This window comes from Methylobacterium sp. WSM2598 (assembly GCF_000379105.1).
Classification (GTDB): Bacteria; Pseudomonadota; Alphaproteobacteria; order Rhizobiales; family Beijerinckiaceae; genus Methylobacterium.
The window spans coordinates 1,868,029-1,886,591 of the sequence record NZ_KB900609.1; the positions used below are offsets into that span (position 1 = coordinate 1,868,029).

General features: G+C 70.5%; 17 protein-coding genes. 9 read left to right on the forward strand and 8 right to left on the reverse strand.

The window, feature by feature from the left end:
- Positions 1-53 precede the first annotated feature (53 nt).
- The 4 genes from MET2598_RS0108710 to MET2598_RS0108730 all read left to right on the forward strand — a co-directional run bounded on the left by MET2598_RS0108710 (position 54) and on the right by MET2598_RS0108730 (position 3,735).
- A complete protein-coding gene (locus tag MET2598_RS0108710; RefSeq protein ID WP_236728691.1) occupies positions 54-1,301 on the forward strand; it encodes an MFS transporter in 1,248 nt (415 codons plus the stop codon).
- Positions 1,302-1,317: 16 nt separating this feature from the next.
- Positions 1,318-2,313, forward strand: a complete 996-nt coding sequence (locus tag MET2598_RS43690) for a hypothetical protein (protein WP_442918991.1) — start codon at positions 1,318-1,320, stop codon at positions 2,311-2,313.
- 44 nt (positions 2,314-2,357) lie between these two features.
- Positions 2,358-2,669, forward strand: a complete 312-nt coding sequence (locus MET2598_RS0108725; RefSeq protein WP_036270725.1) for a hypothetical protein — start codon at positions 2,358-2,360, stop codon at positions 2,667-2,669.
- Between the two features lie 178 nt (positions 2,670-2,847).
- Positions 2,848-3,735, forward strand: coding sequence for a helix-turn-helix domain-containing protein (locus tag MET2598_RS0108730; RefSeq protein WP_018260566.1), 888 nt, complete (start codon positions 2,848-2,850; stop codon positions 3,733-3,735).
- Positions 3,736-4,081: 346 nt separating this feature from the next.
- On the opposite strand, the gene MET2598_RS0108735 is transcribed toward MET2598_RS0108730, so the two are convergent.
- Both MET2598_RS0108735 and MET2598_RS0108740 read right to left on the reverse strand, forming a co-directional pair.
- A complete protein-coding gene (locus MET2598_RS0108735; RefSeq protein ID WP_018260567.1) occupies positions 4,082-5,113 on the reverse strand; it encodes a calcium-binding protein in 1,032 nt (343 codons plus the stop codon).
- A gap of 613 nt (positions 5,114-5,726) precedes the next feature.
- Entirely contained in the window at positions 5,727-5,963 is a 237-nt protein-coding gene (locus tag MET2598_RS0108740; protein ID WP_018260568.1) for a hypothetical protein, read from the reverse strand.
- Positions 5,964-6,669: 706 nt separating this feature from the next.
- On the opposite strand from MET2598_RS0108740, the gene MET2598_RS36170 reads away from it, so the two are divergent.
- Positions 6,670-6,966 carry a DUF6894 family protein gene (locus MET2598_RS36170; RefSeq protein WP_018260569.1) on the forward strand — a complete coding sequence of 99 codons (297 nt, stop codon included), beginning with the start codon at positions 6,670-6,672 and terminating at the stop codon, positions 6,964-6,966.
- Between the two features lie 272 nt (positions 6,967-7,238).
- On the opposite strand, the gene MET2598_RS0108750 is transcribed toward MET2598_RS36170, so the two are convergent.
- From MET2598_RS0108750 to MET2598_RS0108770, 4 genes are all read right to left on the reverse strand, one after another.
- Complete coding sequence (locus tag MET2598_RS0108750) at positions 7,239-8,075, reverse strand: lytic transglycosylase domain-containing protein (protein ID WP_018260570.1); 837 nt, start codon at positions 8,073-8,075, stop codon at positions 7,239-7,241.
- Between the two features lie 406 nt (positions 8,076-8,481).
- On the reverse strand, positions 8,482-9,291 hold the full coding sequence (locus MET2598_RS36175) for a 2OG-Fe(II) oxygenase (RefSeq protein WP_236728692.1): 810 nt from the start codon (positions 9,289-9,291) through the stop codon (positions 8,482-8,484).
- Between the two features lie 450 nt (positions 9,292-9,741).
- On the reverse strand, positions 9,742-10,041 hold the full coding sequence (locus MET2598_RS0108765) for a hypothetical protein (RefSeq protein WP_018260572.1): 300 nt from the start codon (positions 10,039-10,041) through the stop codon (positions 9,742-9,744).
- A gap of 141 nt (positions 10,042-10,182) precedes the next feature.
- Entirely contained in the window at positions 10,183-11,658 is a 1,476-nt protein-coding gene (locus tag MET2598_RS0108770; protein ID WP_236728693.1) for a sensor histidine kinase, read from the reverse strand.
- A gap of 18 nt (positions 11,659-11,676) precedes the next feature.
- Here MET2598_RS0108770 and MET2598_RS0108775 point away from each other — a divergent pair, with 18 nt between their 5' ends.
- Both MET2598_RS0108775 and MET2598_RS43695 read left to right on the forward strand, forming a co-directional pair.
- The gene (locus MET2598_RS0108775) at positions 11,677-13,008 is read left to right on the forward strand and encodes an acyltransferase family protein (protein WP_236728694.1); all 1,332 of its coding nucleotides are present in this window, start codon (positions 11,677-11,679) and stop codon (positions 13,006-13,008) included.
- Positions 12,893-13,309, forward strand: coding sequence for a DUF1330 domain-containing protein (locus MET2598_RS43695; protein ID WP_442919006.1), 417 nt, complete (start codon positions 12,893-12,895; stop codon positions 13,307-13,309). The genes MET2598_RS0108775 and MET2598_RS43695 overlap by 116 nt, the downstream gene beginning before the upstream one ends.
- 117 nt (positions 13,310-13,426) lie before the next feature.
- Here MET2598_RS43695 and MET2598_RS0108785 read toward each other — a convergent pair whose 3' ends face one another.
- Together MET2598_RS0108785 and MET2598_RS0108790 are read right to left on the reverse strand one after the other, a co-directional pair.
- Positions 13,427-14,755, reverse strand: a complete 1,329-nt coding sequence (locus MET2598_RS0108785) for an SCP2 sterol-binding domain-containing protein (protein WP_018260576.1) — start codon at positions 14,753-14,755, stop codon at positions 13,427-13,429.
- Positions 14,752-15,558 (reverse strand): SDR family NAD(P)-dependent oxidoreductase, encoded by an 807-nt coding sequence (locus tag MET2598_RS0108790; RefSeq protein ID WP_012332808.1) that lies wholly within the window; start codon positions 15,556-15,558, stop codon positions 14,752-14,754. The genes MET2598_RS0108785 and MET2598_RS0108790 overlap by 4 nt, the downstream gene beginning before the upstream one ends.
- A 103-nt stretch (positions 15,559-15,661) precedes the next feature.
- Between MET2598_RS0108790 and MET2598_RS0108795 the strand changes: the two genes are divergently transcribed.
- Both MET2598_RS0108795 and MET2598_RS0108800 read left to right on the forward strand, forming a co-directional pair.
- On the forward strand, positions 15,662-16,279 hold the full coding sequence (locus MET2598_RS0108795) for a TetR family transcriptional regulator (protein ID WP_018260577.1): 618 nt from the start codon (positions 15,662-15,664) through the stop codon (positions 16,277-16,279).
- A gap of 399 nt (positions 16,280-16,678) precedes the next feature.
- Positions 16,679-18,520, forward strand: coding sequence for a methanol/ethanol family PQQ-dependent dehydrogenase (locus MET2598_RS0108800; protein WP_084673798.1), 1,842 nt, complete (start codon positions 16,679-16,681; stop codon positions 18,518-18,520).
- The last annotated feature ends 43 nt before the right edge of the window (positions 18,521-18,563 follow it).

The window sequence follows — 18,563 nt, forward strand, 5'->3', positions numbered from 1 at the left end:
CGCGCGGCGCGCCCATGCGGACGATCGTGGTGGCGGATCCCCGGAGGAGCAAGGTGGCAGATCTCGTTTCGACCATGGATGGGCCTGCGGACCACGCAGCGGCGGGCGTCGTCGGCAGCGCCGCCCGAAAGGCGCTGTGGGGGTCGGCTATCGGCTACGCGATGGACGGGTTCGATCTCATGATCCTCGGTTTCGCCCTCAAGGCGATATCCGCCGACCTGGGTCTGAGCGCGGCGCAGGGCGCCTCGCTGGTGACCGCGACGCTGATCGGCGCCGTGATCGGCGGCGTCGGCTTCGGCATGCTGTCCGACCGGCTCGGCCGCGTCCGCGTCCTGACCTGGACCATCGTGCTGTTCGCCGTCTTCACCGGCCTCTGCGCCCTGGCGCGGGGCTACTGGGACCTCCTGATCTATCGCACGGTTGCGGGGATCGGGCTCGGCGGCGAGTTCGGCATCGGCATGGCCCTCGTCGCCGAGGCGTGGCCCGCCTCCAAGCGGGCCCGGGCGTCGTCCTATGTCGGCCTGGGGTGGCAGTTCGGCGTGCTCGCGGCGGCTCTCGCCACGCCCCTCCTGCTGCCGGTGATCGGCTGGCGCGGGATGTTCGCCCTCGGCGTCCTCCCGGCGGTCGTCGCCTATGTCATCCGCCACTCGCTGCACGAGCCGGACGTCTTCGTGGCGGGCACGCAGAACAGGCCGAAGGAATCGGCGCTTCGCCTGCTGATCAAGGATGTCGAGACCGCGAAGCTCAGCCTCGGCATGGTCATCCTCTGCTCGGTTCAGAACTTCGGCTATTACGGCGTGATGATCTGGCTGCCGAATTACTTGTCGACCCGGTTCGGCTTCGCGCTGACCCAGTCGGCCGCCTGGACCGCGGTGACCATCGCCGGAATGGCGGTCGGGATCCTCTGCTTCGGCCACCTCGCCGACCGCATCGGCCGCCGCCCCGCCTTCTTCATCTACATGCTCGGCGCGGCCGTCATGGTGGTCCTGTACGCGCGCCTGACGGATCCCGTCCAGCTCCTCGTGGCGGGGGCGGTCATGGGCCTCTTCGTCAACGGCATGCTCGGCGGCTACGGCGCGCTGATCAGCGAGCTCTACCCGACCCCGGCCCGCGCCACGGCGCAGAACGTCCTGTTCAACATCGGCCGCGCCGTCGGCGGGTTCGGGCCGGTCGTCGTCGGCGCCCTCGCCGCCACCTCCAGCTTCGCATTCGCCATCGGGCTGCTGGCGGCCCTCTACCTCCTCGACATCGTTGCCCTGTGGCTGCTCATCCCCGAGCGGCGCGGCGCCGAACTCGTGTAACCGGGCGGAGACGCTCATGTCGGACCTCCTCGCCCAGGCGCCCGCGACCGGCGCGCCGGCCCGCCCCGCCTCCCGCGCGACCTGGAAGGCCAGCATCGTCGCCGAACTCGCCGAGGTCGTCGTCAACCGGACCGTCAACGCCCAGTACCGCCACCTCGTGGTCCGGTGCGGCGCCGAGGCCGCCGGCGCGGCGCCCGGCCAGTTCTTCCAGCTTCTGTGCCCGCACCCGCCCGGCGAGCAGCCGTTCCTGCGCCGCCCGATGAGCCTCTACGGCGCCGACCCGATCCGGCGCCAGGTCGAGTTCCTCTACAAGGTGGCCGGGGCCGGCACGCGGGGGCTCGACACGCTCAGGCCCGGGGACCACCTCGACATCCTGGGGCCCCTCGGCGTCGGATTCACCCTCGACCCGGGCTGGCGCTCCATCGTGGCGGTCGGGCGCGGCGCGGGGTTGGCGACGCTCGCGCCCCTGGCTCAGGCGGCCGCGCGCCGCGGCCCGGCGCCTCGGCCTGCCCGACGAGACCATCCCGAGCGGGGCCGGACACGACGCGGCGGTCTTCGCCAATGCGGGCGTCCCCACCGCGATGATCTTGGTCCGCAACCGCCACGGCTCGCACAACCCCGCCGAGGCGATGGACCTCGACGATTTCGCGGCGGGCGTCGCCGTGATGCGGGCTGCCCTGGAGGAGGCCGCCCGATGAACCGGGATCCGCGCCGCGGTCGCGCGGGGCCGCCCGCGGCGGCGATCGCCCTGCGCCGGCCCGCGCCGCCGCGCGACGGGGCCACGCCGTCGAGAGGCTGCGCCGGAGCCTTCCTCGGCGCGCGCCCCCCGCGCACCGAGCCGCGGGTGCTCGCCGAGGGGCCGAGGCTCCACGCGCCGGCCTCGGGGGACGTCCTGGGCGCCGATCAGGGCGCGCCCCCCTCGGCGGATGGGCGGCGGGCGGTCGCGGCCTTCCTCACCGACAGAGCCGCGTGGTCGACCCACCACGATGACCGATCGCGGGCCGCGCCCTGACGGAATACCGGATCCCTCCGAAGCGAGTGAGAGGAGTGTACACCATGCAGGACCTTTCGAATTGGCTGAACGCCCAGCAAGGCGGCGTGAATACGTACATTGAATTCCGGGAACGCGCCAAAATCATCAGGAAACATGATCACGATCACGCCGCCCTGATGCGGCTCTTGTCGGATCTCGTCAGCAAGTTCATTTGGGCCTATGCGGAAGAGCCGCTGTCTCCCGAAGTCGGCACGGTCGCGCTCGACAGGCTGAAGGACCTCATGACCAGGGCGGTGCAACCGGAGAACGCCAGCGCCGAGCAGCAGATCAGGCTCCTCAACGAGATCGCGCAAACGGAGTTGGCCGACGCGTAGACCGATCGGGACACCGGCGGAGACGCGGCGAACGCATCGATCGGCGGCAGCCTCGGCCGGGCCGCGCCGATCGAGAGGATTGCGCGCCTCCTCCGGACGAGGCCCCGACCGGCACTTCTCACGATCCGCGCACTGACCTATCTGTCTCAAGAATGAGACGCGGCGACGGGACAGAGGCATGGCGATCCGCCCGGATGAGATCGGCAACCGGCTGCGCGCGTACCGGATCGGGCAGGGCCTGAGCGCGGAGCAGGTCGCGGAGCGCCTCGGCATCTCGCGGGCGGCGGTCTACCGGATCGAGGGCGGCGAGGTCGTCAAGGTCGAGACGCTCGAGCGCCTCGCCGCCCTCCTGAGCACCACTTTGGCCTCGCTGCTGGGCGCGGGCGTCGAGTACTACGCCAGCTCGGTCAGCTATTTCGAGCGCATGCGTCAATTAGAAGAACAATGCGATCAAGTTGTTGCTCATTTTCCGCCCATGTCATATCTGCTGACGTCAGAAAACTACTCGGCGTTCCTGAGAAAGACTTTGATCGAGGCATTGCCCTCGTATGAGGCCGAATCGTGCAGGGCCTGCTCCGAGATCGAGCAGATCGTGTCGATCCTCGATGAGCGCAAGGCCTTGCGCGACCGCCGCCGGCTCAGCGTCATCAACTTCGTGGCGTTGCCGGAAATCGAGCGGTGGTTGAAGATCGGCGTGGTCGGCCGGTTCGACTTGCCCGCTTCCGAGGTGGCGAGGCGTCGACGGGTCGCGCGGGCCGAAGTCGAGCACCTCCTCGGCATCATCGAGCGTGAGCCGATGGGTATCCAGATCGGCATCATCAACGAGATCCTGCCGAACATGGCCTTTCAGCTCTTCAGGGTGTCTGACAGGACGCTGGTCGGGCTCAGCCCATTTCGTCTGGGAGGCGACCTTCCCAACATCAAGACTGGCGTCGCCATGGTAACGGAAGATAAACAACCGGTTCAACTTTACGAGAATATCGCGAACGAGATCTGGAGTCGGGCCGCAAAGGGCGCGACGGCGGCGTCGCTCCTGAGGGCCGCGCTGGAGAGGTCGGCGATCTGACGAGGATCGATGGTGGAAGCCCCCACGGCGCCCGGTTCCGCATCGCGGCGAGCCGCTCGGTGCCGTGCAAGCACCCGGCGAGGCTGAACCGCCCCGGATCTGCCGGAGGCTGGTCGGCTCGGCGCGGGCCGCCAGCGCCGGCCCCGGCGGGGCCTGCCGGGTTCGGGGCTGGTGCGGTTACCCGTTCCTCACCCCGTCCCCGCGGGGGACTGCCCTCGCGAGGGGGGCCGCCCGCGCCGGCGCCGTGGAGGGCGCGGGGGAGCCGTCTCGCTCTCGTTCAGCGACCGCCTCGGCGCGACACGACCGGGCGGCGCGTCTCGGACGGCGCCCGGTCGCCGGGCGGGCCTCAGCCGAAGGTGAAGTCGGCGGCGGTCAGCGTGGCGACCTGCCGGTTCTGCAGGGTGATGGTGTCGCCGTCGCCGTAGCTGATCAGGACGTCCGATCCGACCTGCCGGCTCGCCGCCTGCACCGCCGCGAAGTTCGCGAAGGCGTTGTTGTTGAAGGCGATCACGTCGGTGCCCGACACGAAGTCGCGCACCAGATCCTGCCCGTCCCCGCGCCCGAACGCGAAGGTGTCCGCGCCGGCGCCGCCGACCAGTTCATCGTTGCCGGCATTGCCGAACAGGAGGTCGTTGCCGTCCTCGCCGTACAGTGAATCGGTGCCGGCGCCGCCCGAGAGGTAATCGTTGCCCGCCCCGGCACCGATGAAGTCGTTGCCGTCGCCGCCGAACACCTGATCGTCGCCGGTCTCGCCGAACACGACGTCGTCGCCGGCGCCGCCGTTCACGGTGTCGTTTCCGCCGCCGCCCAAGCCCGTATCCCCGAACAGGCGGTCGTTGCCCGCGTCGCCGAACACGACGTCGTTGCCCTCGTCGCCGTAGACGGTGTCGTCGCCCAGGTCGCCGTCGGCGTAGTCGTAGCCGATCCCGCCGCGGACGATGTCGTTGTCCTCACCCCCGGAGACGAAATCGTCCCCCTCGTCGCCGAAAACGAAGTCGTTGCCCTGCTCGCCGACGAAGAAGTCGTTCCCGGCGCCGCCGAACAGGGTGTCGCTGCCCGGATTGCCGGCCGCGTAGTCGTCGCCCTCGTTGCCGTAGATCAGGTCGTCCCCGGCCTCGCCGATCAGCTGATCGCTGCCGCCGCGGCCGTAGATGACGTCGTTGCCGGGGCCGCCCGCCACGTAGTCCGGATCGTCTCCGCCGTCGAGCGTGTCGTTGCCGTCCTGGCCGTCGATCCTGTCGAAGCCCGCGCCTCCGTTGATCTGATCATCGCCGAGTGCGCCGAGCAGGACGTCGTTGCCTGCCAGCCCGTTGATCACGTCGGCCGCGTTCGTGCCGATGAGTTGGTCGGGTCCCGGAGTGCCGTTAAGCGTCGCCATGGGCGTTTCTCCCTGTGAGGCCGTGACCAACCTTGCGCACCCTCCCTTGTTCCTGCCCATGGCGACGAATGCCGCCGCTATGCTGCGCAATTACATGTGCGAGTCCCGCAGGCCGACCCGAGTCTATTTGAGACTAGTCGCGAGTTTTTGCGTCCGCGGAGCCCGGCGTGACCGGCGCGGCGGGGCACTTGGGACACTATTGTGCTCGGCGGGGAGCCCTGAACGAGTCCGAGTGAGTGTCGGAGAACGGGAGAAGCCCCGGGTTCCGATCTTGCGCCGGGCATCCGGGCCGCGCGGAACCGGGCCGAAGCCGCGGCGGGCCCTGCCGGCACGGATGCCGCTCGGAGCGCGCCGTCGACCGCGCGGCCGCGCGTCGCGCGGGCCCGCCGCCGGGCGCGGCCCACCGCAGGGCGGGCGAGGGGCGGGGGGCTCGGGCGCGAGGATCGCCGCGCGGGCGCCGGTCGCCCGCCCGAGCGGCTCGGGGCGGGACGTCCGTCCTGCGGTGAGAGGCGCCGCGCAGGACCCGCTCCCGCCGCGCCCGGATCCCGCCCGCGCTCGCCGGGCCTGCCGCGCCGCCCCGGACCCGCCGACGTCCCGGGCGAGCCGCGAGGCGCTAATCGTCCCAGGGAAAATCGAAGCGCTCGACGAGTCGCTTGATGTCGGCCGCGCAGTACGTGCTGCCGCCGCAGCTGATGCGAACGGTGCGATCTTCGCCGAAATCCTGAGTCACGGCGAACAGGATGGCCTCCGAGAGTGTCTCGAAGGCCTGCGTGCGGCTGCCGATGCCGAAGCTTCGGCCGTCCCCGCACGGATCCTGCCAGTGGCATACGGCATACCGGTCCCAATCCATCCCGCGACGCATTCGAAACGCCCCTGTTCCACGCCACGCGACCCGATTGCGTGCCGGCTTTCCCCGATGCCCGATCATGACCGGGATTCCGGTCGCCTGAGTTGATGGACGGCAGATCTCGTGACGGCTGCGCGTCCGGCGTCCGATGCACCGCGGCCCGGCCCTCGCCGATCCATCCGCTGACCAAGTCACGCGCCGACGAAGTCACGGGCCGATCAAGTCATCCCCGTGAGGCCAGCGTTCCCGGCCGCGGCGGGGCGGACGTGGCGACCGGCTCGCCCCGTCCGGCCGGGATGACGGTCAGATCAAGCTCCGTCGGACCGGGCCTGTCATGCGCGCGGAAGCGAGCCGCGCGGCTGTCAGTCTTTGAGCTCGACGCCTTGCAATCTAGCCTTGATCTGACTTGAGAGGATTTTCCTGATGTGGTTGCGAATCGACTCGACTCTCTTCGCTTGAGAGACCGACGTGCTCTTCGGTTCAACAGAGCGCCGTGAATGCATCGCCACGCCTCATTGCAAGCAAGCTCACGCACCCGATGAGCGTCGGGTCGAAACGAGCATGGATTCACTTCGTTCCAAGCGTCCCGAGCATGTTTTTTAGTTTGTTATTGACATATAGCAGGTACCGCGACGCGCGACCATCACTAGTAACGCGTCAAATTGCGTACCGCTGCGCCCGAAGCTTCACCGGACGGCGTGTTTCGCCCATGCCGGACGACGTGCCCGCGGCGCAGGCGGAGTTCGTGCGCACGCGGCGAGGGGCAATGGGGGCTGACTTGATGCAGCGCTTCTACGTTGATCTCTCCGACGGCCGGGACCTCATCCGCGACGAGGAGGGCGTCGAGGCGGCCTCGCTCGAAGAAGTGCTGGACCAGGCCGAACGGGTCATCGCCGAGACGCTGCTGGGCGACGACCCGGACGACCGGCACGGCAACTGGACATTGGTGATCAGGTCGGCGGCCGGGGCGATCCTCGCGATGCTGCCGTTTCTGGGCGAGTCCTGACGCGCGGCCGGCGCGGCCTGCCCGGAGGCGCGCACGTGCGGTCCGGGCGGCCCGCCAGCCCGTGCCCGACGCCGATGACGCCCCGGGGAGCGTCTTTTCAGGCAGGCGACGCGGCCGCCGACACGTCGCCCTGCTTGGATGTGCTTCGAATCTGTCCAGAGATCGACCGCGTTACTGATCATCAACTTGCGGAGATATTCATCGTTCCGCGCCTACGTAGTCTCTCCCGCGGCCGGGAGGGGGCGGCCCGCAATCCCGCGCCGCCGCGCGGATCAGGACCCGCGACGCGGCATCGGGTCGGCGAAGCCGAGGAGATCCCCGCGCACTCTCCATTCCTCGACCGTCCGGCCGGTGATCCGCACGACGTAGTTGCGCGTCTCCGCCGGAAGGGAGGAGCGACCGGCCAGCCAATCGCGCACCCGCCGGGGTCCGGCGTTGTAGGCCGCCGCTGCCAGACCGAGATTGCCGAACTGCGTCCGGAATTCCCGCAGCAGCTCCGCCGATTTCGGGATCGCCTCGAAGGGATCGAACGGGTCGACGAGGCCGCGCTCGCCGGCCGTGGCCGGCATGAACTGGGCGATGCCGAGGGCGCCCGCCCGGCTGACCGCCTGGTGGTTCAGGCCGCTCTCCTGCTTCAACAGGTGCAGCAGGAACTCCGCCGGCAGATCGTGGGCCAGCGCGGCATCCGCGATGTACGCGGTCACGCGCTCGCGGTCGCCGAAGAAGGCCGCCGACCACGCGTCGGCGATGGTCGAGACGGCGAGCGGGGAGGGCGGGGCATCCGCGGTCGCCGCGTGGGCGCGGCTCACATAGGCGTGGGCGGGGCCGCCCGGGCCGGTCTCCCGCGCGATGCGCGGCACGGCGGGGGCGGGGGCGGGGGGAGGGGCCGCCAGGGCGATGGCCGGCTGCACGCCGTCCTCGCCGGGCAGCACGCCCGGGGCGGTGAGCAACAGCACCGCGGCGAGCGCGCCGGAGAGGGCGAGGCTGCGGCCCGCGACGGTTCGCACCGCGACCCGGACGAGGGCGCTCCGGGTCACCCGGGCCCGGTAGGCGCGCAGGCTCGTGGGCCTGAGGGGCCGCATGGTCGTGTCCGGGCCGGGCGACACCATCCTGCTCTCCCGCCACCTCGAAGCATCAATTCGCCGGAGCGTCCCACGCGATCGCCCTGCTCCTGCGCGACCTCCGGTACCGGCTGCGCGAGGCAACGAGGCGATAACCGTGGAAAAGGGGAAGCGCGCCGCCAATCATCGCGACCGTCCCGACCACCAGGATGAGTTCCACACGCTCCTCCTCATCACTCTGCATGGTAGACCCACACAGGGCAACTCGCGCTCGGTCGCTCGCGCAGGAATTAACAGACTATAGTTTCGGAGCAATTTCGAGCGAGTGTTGTGTTGAGGTAACACCGTGCTCGGGTCGCCGGGTGCCTGTACTGGCGGGGGCGGCGGGGCGAGGCCTCCCGCGGCGGCGCGTCGTCCGTTCGAGGGTTCGGCGCGCGCCGAGCCCGAGGGGCGGTCAGGTCCGGAACCTGGCGTAGAGCGCCTTCAGCGCCGCCAGGATCGGCCGGGGAAGCGTCCCGCGCAGGATGATCTGCAGTCTCTGAAGGGCGCGCAGCGAGGGGTGCCGGACGTAGACGGTGGCCCTGCTGTCCGAACGACCGCCGTCCTGGCGACCGTTCGTGTAGTAGTAGGCGATCAGGGCCCGGCGCGCGCGGCCGGGCCGAACCGGGCGCGGATGGCCGTGGGCGGCGGTCGCCGATTGCCCCATGATCAGCGTGGTGCCGAACACCGGCGCGATCACGGCCCCGCGCCGCGCCGGCTCCGCGTACCAGAGTTCCAGGGCGCCCCCGTCCTGGTCCGTCCCGTCGCGATTGAGGTAAGTGATCAGGGCCAGCCTGTTGTCGAGCTTCGTCTCCGGCTGGCTCTGAAAATCCACGTGGACCTCGAACAATCCACCTCCGGACACCTCGTGCATGCCTCCGCCGAACAAGCTCGGGTCCGGCAGGAGGTTCTGGATGCCGGTCAAACTCGACAGGAATCGAATGAAGCGTGGCGAGCTCACCACGTCGAAATAGAGCTGAGCTGCGGCAGGGAGGGTCGAATTCGGTGCCGTGATCCTTTTCCTCATCAATTCGGTGTTGTAGCTCGTCCAGAGCGCAGGTCCGCCTGTCCCGTATTCCTGAACAATTAAATCGAGAAGTGACTCTGAAAATACGTCTTTCAATAAGAGATGCGGAAAAGGGGCGGCGTTCCGATAAACATCTCTCAATGTGGCAAGATCCGACTCTGAAAAATACCTGTCATCGTTCAAGACATCGCGTTGCATGGACGGGGCCCGGGGCGCCAGTGCAGGAGCAGTTTGGGATCTGCGGCTCACTTCCCTCACTGGTCCCACGCATCGAGAGTTGCAAGCTAGTCTGCTTGCAAGCCAGGGCAGCGGGACTCGATCGAGGGATCGTCCCCGCTCGACTTGGCCGGGCGACGCGCCCGTCGCCCTCGGCCGCGGGCCGCGCGACGGCGCCCTGTCCGCGCGCCGCGACCCGGACGCCGATCCCGGTGGGGAGCCGGCATCGTGCGCGACGGGCACCGGACGGCGTGCGACCCGGGAGCGCCCCGGCGCACCGGCGCGGCGCCGCGACGATGGCGGCGGCTTCGCCGAGCATGGCCGTCGGGGTGGTGGGCGTGGTCGGCCGCCTCCCCTCGCGGGAGCCCGGCGGGGCGGGACCGCCCGTCCGCGAGACCGACGCGCGCGGGTGCCGGTCCGGCGAGGGGCCCGTCACGGGTCGCAGCCGATGCAGATGTCGCGCACGACCTTCTGGCCCTTGATCCCGGAGAGCGCCTGGTTCGGGAGCCCCCGATCCCGCGGAGGGTGGTGGGCCGCGGGCGCCGGGATGCTGCCGGTGGCCTCGGGCCGGCGCGGCACGAAGGCGGAGCCTTCGGCCCTGGGCGGGATGTAGGCGAAGAACACGTCCCTCGCGTCGGCGGGAGGCGCGGCCGAACCGGCGGCCCGCGCGGGCGCCGGTGCCGGCAGCGCGACCGCGAGGCCGAGCGTCAGGGATGCAACGGTGATCCGCATGGCGGGCTCCGGAAGCGGTCGTCCCGGGAGCAACCCGCCAGCCGCAGGCAGGTTCGGACGGCCCGCGCGGGCCCCTGCGGCCGACCCGCCCGGGGCGATGCCCGCAGGAGCCCGTCCCGCGTCGCGGCCGCGGCGGAAGGCTCAGCCGGGCGCGAGCGGCAGCATGATCGTGCAGTCGACGCCGTCGGGTCCGAGCCTGTAGGCGACCTCGGCGCTGAGCTGATAGGGCAGCGCCCGCTCGATCAGTTCCAGGCCGTAGCCGCGGCGCGGGGGCTCTCCGTCCGCTCCGAGCGGCACCCTCACGCCGCGCTCCCGCCACGCGACCCGCAGCCGCGCGCCGCCCGCACTCCGAACCACCTGCCAGGACACGCTCAGGCGGCCCTCCGGCCGCGACAGGGCCCCGTATTTGAGCGCGTTGGTGGCCAGTTCGTGCAAGCCCAGGGCGAGCGTCTGCACCGTCGCCGAGCGCAGGGGGATGCCGCGCGGTCCCTCGAGCGCGACCCGGCCGCCGCGCCCATCGACCACGACGCCGTGGCCGGCGAGTTCGGTGCGGATGAGCGCGTCGAAGGCGATCCGGTCGCTGTCCTCGAGGCGCGAGAGCAGGCCGTTCACGCGCGCGAGCGCGGCGAGCCGGTCGTGGAACCGCGTGCGGACCTCCGCGAGGGCGGCCTCGCCCGGGATCACGCGGTCGGCGATCGCCCGGACCACGCCGAGCAGGTTGCGGGTGCGGTGCTGGAGTTCCGCCACCAGCACTCTCTGGCGCTCCCGCAGCCGCAGCAGCTGATCGATGTCCGTCGAGGTGCCGAGCCACTCGATCACCGCGCCGCTCTCGGTGCGCACCGGCGCGGCGCGGGTCGCGAACCAGCCGTGGCGCCCCTCGGAGGCGTTGTAGATGCGGGTCTCCATCATCAGCGGGCCGCCGGAATCCGCGTCGACCCAGGCGGCGGCCGCCGCCTGCCGGTCGTCCGGGTGCAGGGCTTCCAGCCAGCCGAGACCGCGGCTCGCCTCGGCCGAGAGGCCGGTGAAGGCGCTCCATTGCGGGCTGGACCAGATCCAATGTCCGCCGTCCCGCGAGCGCCAGATGAGCTGCGGGATGCCCTCGATCAGGACCCGCTGGCGGGCCTCGCTCTCGCGCAAAGCCGCCTCGGCCCGCGCGCGGGTGCCGACCTCGATGCCGACCATGTGGACCTGCGCGACGGTCGGGCCGTCGCGCACCGGCGTCAGGAAGGCGTCGAACACGTCCGCGCCCGGATCGCCCTCGCCGCGCGTGTCGAGGGGCTGCGCCGCGACGGCGACGCTCTCGCCGGCGAAGGCGCGCGCGTAGAAGGGGGCGACGACCGCCCAGCCTTCCGGAAACACCTCCGGGAGCGGCCGGCCCAGCGCCGCCGGGTGTCGGTCGCCGTACAGGCGGGCGGCCGCGTCGTTGTAGATCAGGATGCGCGCGGGGCCGCAGACCAGCGAGGACACGGCCGCGCAGGCGAGCACCTGCTCGACCATGATCCGCAGCGGCGGCGACCATCCCTCGACCGGTCCGAGCGGCGTCGAGGCCCAGTCGTACCCACGGATGCGCCGGCTCATCTCGCCGTCGCCGGGCGGCCATGGGGCGCTCAATCGCATCCTCCCGCGCATCGGCCCGTGAACGCCGCGAAGGTTAGCCCGCGGAATCGAATCGGCGCAAATGCCGCGCAGCACGCGCCGGCGGGCCGATTTGATGACCGTCAACATCGGCGCTCGAAGGAATGCCTAGATAACCGCTGCGGGCCGCGACCTGACATCGATCCGCAATGGAGCGATCCGATGACTTCGCTTGACGTGAAATGGCAGCAGGCAAGCTGCCGGCCACGGGGATTTGATTTATTGCGTACATCTTTGTCTATTTGTATCATCCTTTGGCATTCGGTGGCGACGAGTTATGGCTTGGTTGTAGAGGAAAGTTTGTATCACAGCCCTCTGAAGATCCTGGTGTGGTTCCTGGTCCCGGCATTCTTTGCGCTCTCGGGCTTCCTGGTGGCCGGCTCCGTGGTGAGAAACGACCTCTTGTCCTTCGCCGTGCTCCGGGTGATCCGCATCTTTCCCGCGCTCACGGCGGAGGTCGTGATTTCGGCCCTGATCCTCGGCCCGCTCTTCACGGTTCTGACCTTGCGCGGATACTTCACCGACAAGACATTCTATGTCTACTTGCTGAACGTATTCGGCGACGTGCATTTCACGTTGCCGGGGGTGTTCAATGATCTGCCGGTACCCAACCTGGTCAACGCCCAGCTATGGACGATCCCCCACGAGCTGGAATGCTACGTGGCGATCAGCATCGCCGCCGTGATCGGGCTCACGCAGCGCCCGCGCCTCTTCCTCGGCGCCTTCGCGGCCTTCCTCGTCCTGCTGATCATGAGGGATCACAACGGCGGCAGCTTGGCATCGGCCGCCCAGCCTCCGGGCAGGATGCTCGTCCTGTGCTTCATGTTCGGCGTCGCGCTCTACCTGAATAAGGAAGTCATCGCCCATTCCACGCTGCTGTTCCTGATCTGCACCGGCCTTTACGCCTTCTGCGTCCTGCAATCGAGCCGCGTTGCCGAGGATCTTGCCTCCGTTTTCGTTTCATACGTGACTATATACATTGGTCTCTTGGATTTCCGAGGAAAGTGGCTGACGAGGGCGGCCGATTACTCGTACGGGCTCTACCTGTACGGCTTTCCCGTGCAGCAGGCCGTCACCCAGCTGATGCCGGGCCACCGCGTCTGGTACCTGAACTTCGTGCTCAGCCTCTGCGTGACCTCCGTCTTCGCGGCGATCTCCTGGCACGGGCTCGAATCGAAGGTCATGCTGAGGAAGAAGGCGGTCCTGCGCTTCGTGGCTGAGCGCAAGGACGGGATCGCGGCGGGGATCGCCGCGGCCTGGGCCCGCGTGCGGGGGGGCTACGCGCGCTCCGGACGCGACGGGACCGTCGCCTCGACCAAGAGCGCGTCCTGACGCCGCGGCCGCGGAGCCGCATCGGCGCCGACGCGCACCCTCCTACGCGAGGCGCAGCGCTCCGGCGATCGCGGCGGCCGGCGGCCGCATCCTGGCCCGCGGGTTGCCGGCCCAGGTCTGCGAGGCCGGGCTCCCGCAGCGCACCGTGCTCATCGAGTCCGACAGCGTGGAGCAGGCCCGCGCGGCCCATGACAGCCCGGCCCATGACAGCCCGGCCCATGACAGCCCGGCCTACCAGGAGGCGCTGGCCCTCCTGGCGGGCAGCGCCGAGCGCGACATCCGCATCGTCGAGGGGGTGTGATCCGCTGTCCGGACGATCAGTTCCGGACAGCGTGTCACAAGCCCGCGCGGCGCTTGAGCGAAGCCCAAATCCGCATGGCGACGCGATCCGTCGGATGTCGGGTGATCCCGCCTCCGCTCAGGCCGGGAAGCAGCGTCCGAAGGCGGCGAGCAGCCGCGGGGAGCCGCGCAGGCGCAGGCGGCCGGTGGCGAGCAGGCGCAGCAGGCTGACCTCCCGGTTCAGGAACCGCAGCCAGGCCGCCCCCTCGACGGTGACGCGCAGGTCCGGTCGGCCGAGGTGCCCCTCGGCCACCGTGATGCGCCGGTCGCGGATCGTCACCGTGGCATTCGCCGCCTCGCGCCCCGTGAAGGCGAAGTGATAGACCGCCGAGAGGGCGCCGGCCCGCCCGGGCTGGAAGGTCAGCGGCATGCCGAACAGGAAGCCCTGGACGGTGGTGGCCCGGGCGCCCTGGCGCACGAAGCGGAGGCGCTTGTGCGGGAAGCGGCGCGCCGCGTGCGCGGCCGCGTCGCTGCCGCGCACGACGTAGACCGGCTCGGTCCGCGCCTTCAGCGGATCCACGACGGCGCGGAGGTGGCCGGCCTTGTCGGCGAGGTAGGGGCCGATCACGTCCTCGCCGGCCGGGCAGACCGCGATGCAGTAGGCCGCGTTGTAGGTCGGGCCGTAGGACAGGCTCTGCCAGCGCGTCACCGTCTCGGCGTAGCCGTGCTTGGCGCGGTAATCGGCGGCCGAGCGGCTCTCCGCGATGTCCTCAACGAAGTTGGCGAAGCCGCCCATGAACTGCTGGTAATTGTGGTTCAGGCAGGCCGAGAAATCGAACGCCCCGTCCGGCTTCAGGGCCCCGACCGGGCAGGCCGCCACGCAGAGCTTGCACGACACGCACGGGGCGACGTCCAGGGGCGTCCCGGGCGCGTCGACCTCGGCCGCGATCAGCACCGTGTTCAGCAGGACGAAGGAGCCGAAGCGGGGATGGATCAGGCTCCGGTGCAGGCCCATCCGGCCCAGCCCGGCGGCCTCCGCGACCCGCTTGTGCGAGACCACCCAGGCCCGCGCCGGGAAATCGTCCATCTCCATCGGGAAGGCCATGGCCGGATTGAGCGCGCGGATGCCCGAATCCTCCAGCCGGCGCACGATCCGGCGCGCGACCCCGTCGAGGTCGTGACCCGAGCTGTGGAATTCCAGGTTCGCCACCGAGCGGGCCGGGGAGCGCACCGGCTCGCGGTGCATGCGCCCGACCAGGGCGAGGAGGGTCCGGGCGGCCGGAAAGGCCCTCGTCACGGAGGGAACCTCCTCGCGCAGCGCCGGATCCGTGATCGAGGCCAGGCCGCAATCGTCGGCGCCGCAGGCCCGGGCCAGCGCCAGCAGGTCGTCGCCGCGAAGCCGCGGGACGACGCCGTCGCCGCCCGCCACGGCGCGCAGGGGAGCGGGCCCCTCGGAAGCGGGCGTCATCGCGCGGTCATCCCGGCCATGACCCGGCCCATCATCGCCACCCGGCCGAAACGGGGCAGCGGGGTGAGCGCCGTCTCCAGCGCCTTCGCCAGGAAGCCGGGGCGAACGGTGGCCCGCCGTCCCAGGGCGCGCAGGCTGCCCGCCGCGACCTCGTCGGGCGTCTGGCCCGCCGCGATCCGCATCCCGGCACGCCCGCCGAAGCCGCTCACGACCGGGCCGGGCGCCGCGGCCAGGACGTCGACGCCGCGCGCGCGCAGCTCCGCGTGCAGACCCTCGGCCAGGCTCTGCACGTAGGCCTTGGTCGCCGCGTAGTTGGCCGCCCGGGGCACGCCCTGGAACGCCACCAGCGAACTCAGCAGGACGATGCCGCCGCGCCCCCGCTCGGCGAAGCGGCGCGCGAAGACGTGCGTCACCTCAGCCAGGGAGCGGCAATTGACGTCGATCATGCCGAGCTCGGCCGCGAGGTCGCCCTCGATGAAAGGGCCGGACGTGCCGAAGCCCGCGGCGGCGACGAGGAGGCCGAGGTCGCGGCCGGCCGTCGCCTCCGCGATCCGCCCCACCTGCTCGGCCTCGGCGAGATCGGCGGCCAGTACCTGCACGTCGACGCCGTGGCGGCTCCGCAGCGCGCCCGCGAGCTCGGTCAGGACCGCCTCGCGGCGCGCCGTGAGGACGAGGTCGAACCCCGCCGCGGCCAGCTGACGCGCGAAGGCGCGTCCGATCCCGTCCGAGGCTCCGGTCACGAGGGCGGCGGGCCCGTAGCGGTCGCGCAGGCGGGGGAGGGGGCGGGAGAGGGCAGGGAACATCGGGGCGACCTCGCCGGGCAGATGGGATGTCAATCGACATCTAATTGCGAGGATGTCACCTATCATCTAAATGTCAACCGGCAGGCAGCGGGGGGAGGAAGGGATGCGCGTCTCCAAGGAGGCCGCGGCGGCGAGCCGGGTCCGCATCGTCGAGGCGGCCTCGCGCCTGCTCCGGGAGCGCGGGATCGAGGCGACCAGCATCGCCGACGTGATGGAGGCGGCCGGGATGACGCATGGCGGCTTCTACAAGCACTTCCGGTCCAAGGATGACCTCGTCGCCGCGGCCCTGGGCGCGGCCTTCGCGGGCCACGCGGACCGGTTCGACCGGCGCCGCGCGCGCGAGGGCGCGGCGGCGGCCCTCGCCGCCTACCTGGCCGAGTACCTCTCGGCGGACCACGTCGCGCATCCGGGCGTGGGCTGTCCCGTCGCGGCCCTCGGGATCGATGCGGGCCGCGGCTCGGCCGAGGTGGCGGCGGCCCTCGCGCGGGGGGTCGAGGACATCGTCGCCCGCGTCGCGGCCGCGGAGCCCGATGGGCGGGGCCCGGCGCGGGCGCGCGCCGCGGCCATCCGGCGTCTCGCCGCGATGGTCGGGGCGGTCGTCGTGGCGCGGGGGGTCGGTCCGGGTCCCCTGCGCGACGAGGTCCTGGCGGCCTGTTCGGACGCGGCGGGCGGCCCGCCGGACGGGGAAGCGTCCCGGACGAAGCCCTGCGCGGACGCCTGATCCGGGATCGGCTTGATCGAAGCGGATCCCGGATCACGCGCCTGAGCGCGGCGCCTGAGCGAAGCCGACATCCGCCTTGCCGAAATGCGAGATGGCGAAGCCATCAACCGGATGTCGCATGAGGCGGCACCCGGCGCAGTCCCGACCGGGGCCGTGCCGCCCGCGCGGATCCTTCGCGGCGCCCGCGAGGGGGCATGATGCGGGAATGTCCGTTCAAACGACGGAGCTCAGCCCAGTCGAATTCTCAGGAATTGAGCGGCCATCGCCTCTCGTCGATTAACACAAGATAAGTCCGGAGGCCGTCTCGCGCCGAGACTGCCCCATCCGGTAACTTAGTTTCAGCATCAGATTTTGGATATGGTCGCGGGAGAGCTGTCCCGCACAGCGAGAGAGGCCCTCGTGAAGAGGCTCGTACTAAGGACCTGCTTCCTTGTCGGCTTCTCCGTTCCGATCCTGGCAGCCGCGCAGGAGCCCGCCCCTTCCACGGCGGCGCGAGACCCGACGTCGGGGGCCCAGGAGCATCCCCGCCCTCCGGTCGCCGCGGCACCCGCCGACGATGGCCAGTGGACGATGCCGGCCAAGAACTTCGCCAGCACGCGCTACAGCGAGCTGGCGGAGATCACGCCGGAGAACGCCAAGAGCCTGCGCGTGGCGTTCACCTTCTCGGTGGGCGTGAACCGCGGGCAGGAATCCTCGCCGCTGGTGGTGGGCGGTACGATGTACGTGCTCTCGCCCTATCCCAACATCCTCTACGCGCTCGACCTGACGAAGCCCGGCGCGCCGCTCAAGTGGCAGTACAATCCCAAGCCCGAGGCCGCCGCGCAGGGGGTCGCCTGCTGCGACGTCGTGAACCGCGGGCCGACCTACGCGGACGGGCACCTCTTCTTCAACACGCTCGACGGCAACGTCGTCTCGGTGGACGCCGCAACCGGCGTGGAGGCCTGGAAGACCAGGGTCGGCAACATCCACCTGGGCGAGACCATGACGATGGCGCCGCTCGTCGCCCACGGCAAGGTCCTTGTCGGCAACGCGGGCGGCGAGATGGGCGTGCGGGGCTGGATCCAGGCCCTCGACCAGCAATCCGGCAAGGTCGCCTGGAAGGCCTTCAACACCGGCCCCGACAAGGACGTGCTGATCGGATCCGACTTCAAGCCGTTCTACGAGTCCGACAAGGGCCAGGATCTCGGTGTCAGATCCTGGCCGCCCAACGCCTGGGAACAGGGCGGCGGCACGGTCTGGGGTTGGCTGTCCTACGATCCCGACCTCAACCTCGTCTACCACGGGACCGGCAATCCCGGTCCGTGGAACGCCGACCAGCGCCCCGGCGACAACAAGTGGACCTCCGGCATCTTCGCGCGGGATGCCGACACGGGGCAGGCGCGCTGGTTCTACCAGTGGAGCCCTCACGACCTCTACGACTGGGACGGCATCAACGAGCAGATCCTGCTCGACATGACCTGGAAGGGGCAGCCCCGGAAGGTGCTCGTGCGGCCGGAGCGCAACGGCTACGTCTACATCCTCGACCGCACCAGCGGGGAGGTGCTGTCGGCCAAGCCCTTCCACGCCATCACCACCACCACCGGCGTCGACCTCAAGACCGGGCGGCTGCAGTACATTCCGGAAAAGAAGCCCCAGGTCGGCAAGGTGATGCGCGACATCTGCCCGAATGCCTCGGGCGCCAAGGACTGGAGTCCCTCGGCCTACTCGCCGCGCACCGGTCTCCTCTACCTGCCCCATACGAACCTCTGCATGGATGAGGAGCATATGGAGGCGAATTACATCGCGGGAACGCCCTATCTCGGGTCGGAAGTCCGGATGAAGGCCGGTCCCGGAGGCCACCGCGGCGTCTACACCGCCTGGGACGTCGCGGGCGAGCGCGCCGCGTGGTCGATCAGGGAGGAGTTCCCGGTCTGGAGCGGAACCCTCGTCACCGCGGGCGACGTCACCTTCTACGGCACCATGGACGGCTGGTTCAAAGCCGTGAACGCGCGCACGGGCGAGGTCCTGTGGCAGTTCAAGACCGGCTCCGGGATCATCGGCCAGCCGACCACCTATCGCGGCCCGGACGGGCACCAGCACGTCGCCATCCTGTCGGGCGTGGGCGGCTGGCCCGGCGTCATCGTCTCCGCCGACCTCGACCCGCGCGACGGCACCGGCGCGCTGGGCTTCCTCAACGCCATGCGCGACCTGAAGGAGGTCACGACGAAGGGAGGGATGCTCTATGACTTCTCCCTTCCCTAGCGCGGCGCCCGATCGCGTCGCCGTCGGACGCTGCTCCGGGTCG

What these genes read in the sequence shown, in the direction of transcription:
- MET2598_RS0108795 (WP_018260577.1), top strand. Translation starts at nt 15,662, where the DNA reads ATGCGCGTCTCCAAGGAGGCCGCGGCGGCGAGCCGGGTCCGCATCGTC.
- MET2598_RS0108735 (WP_018260567.1), bottom strand. Translation starts at nt 5,113, where the DNA reads ATGGCGACGCTTAACGGCACTCCGGGACCCGACCAACTCATCGGCACG.
- MET2598_RS0108740 (WP_018260568.1), bottom strand. Translation starts at nt 5,963, where the DNA reads ATGGATTGGGACCGGTATGCCGTATGCCACTGGCAGGATCCGTGCGGG.
- MET2598_RS0108785 (WP_018260576.1), bottom strand. Translation starts at nt 14,755, where the DNA reads ATGACGCCCGCTTCCGAGGGGCCCGCTCCCCTGCGCGCCGTGGCGGGC.
- MET2598_RS0108765 (WP_018260572.1), bottom strand. Translation starts at nt 10,041, where the DNA reads ATGCGGATCACCGTTGCATCCCTGACGCTCGGCCTCGCGGTCGCGCTG.
- MET2598_RS0108790 (WP_012332808.1), bottom strand. Translation starts at nt 15,558, where the DNA reads ATGTTCCCTGCCCTCTCCCGCCCCCTCCCCCGCCTGCGCGACCGCTAC.
- MET2598_RS0108750 (WP_018260570.1), bottom strand. Translation starts at nt 8,075, where the DNA reads ATGGTGTCGCCCGGCCCGGACACGACCATGCGGCCCCTCAGGCCCACG.
- MET2598_RS43690 (WP_442918991.1), top strand. Translation starts at nt 1,318, where the DNA reads ATGTCGGACCTCCTCGCCCAGGCGCCCGCGACCGGCGCGCCGGCCCGC.
- MET2598_RS0108730 (WP_018260566.1), top strand. Translation starts at nt 2,848, where the DNA reads ATGGCGATCCGCCCGGATGAGATCGGCAACCGGCTGCGCGCGTACCGG.
- MET2598_RS0108725 (WP_036270725.1), top strand. Translation starts at nt 2,358, where the DNA reads ATGCAGGACCTTTCGAATTGGCTGAACGCCCAGCAAGGCGGCGTGAAT.
- MET2598_RS36175 (WP_236728692.1), bottom strand. Translation starts at nt 9,291, where the DNA reads ATGCAACGCGATGTCTTGAACGATGACAGGTATTTTTCAGAGTCGGAT.
- MET2598_RS36170 (WP_018260569.1), top strand. Translation starts at nt 6,670, where the DNA reads ATGCCGGACGACGTGCCCGCGGCGCAGGCGGAGTTCGTGCGCACGCGG.
- MET2598_RS0108770 (WP_236728693.1), bottom strand. Translation starts at nt 11,658, where the DNA reads ATGCGATTGAGCGCCCCATGGCCGCCCGGCGACGGCGAGATGAGCCGG.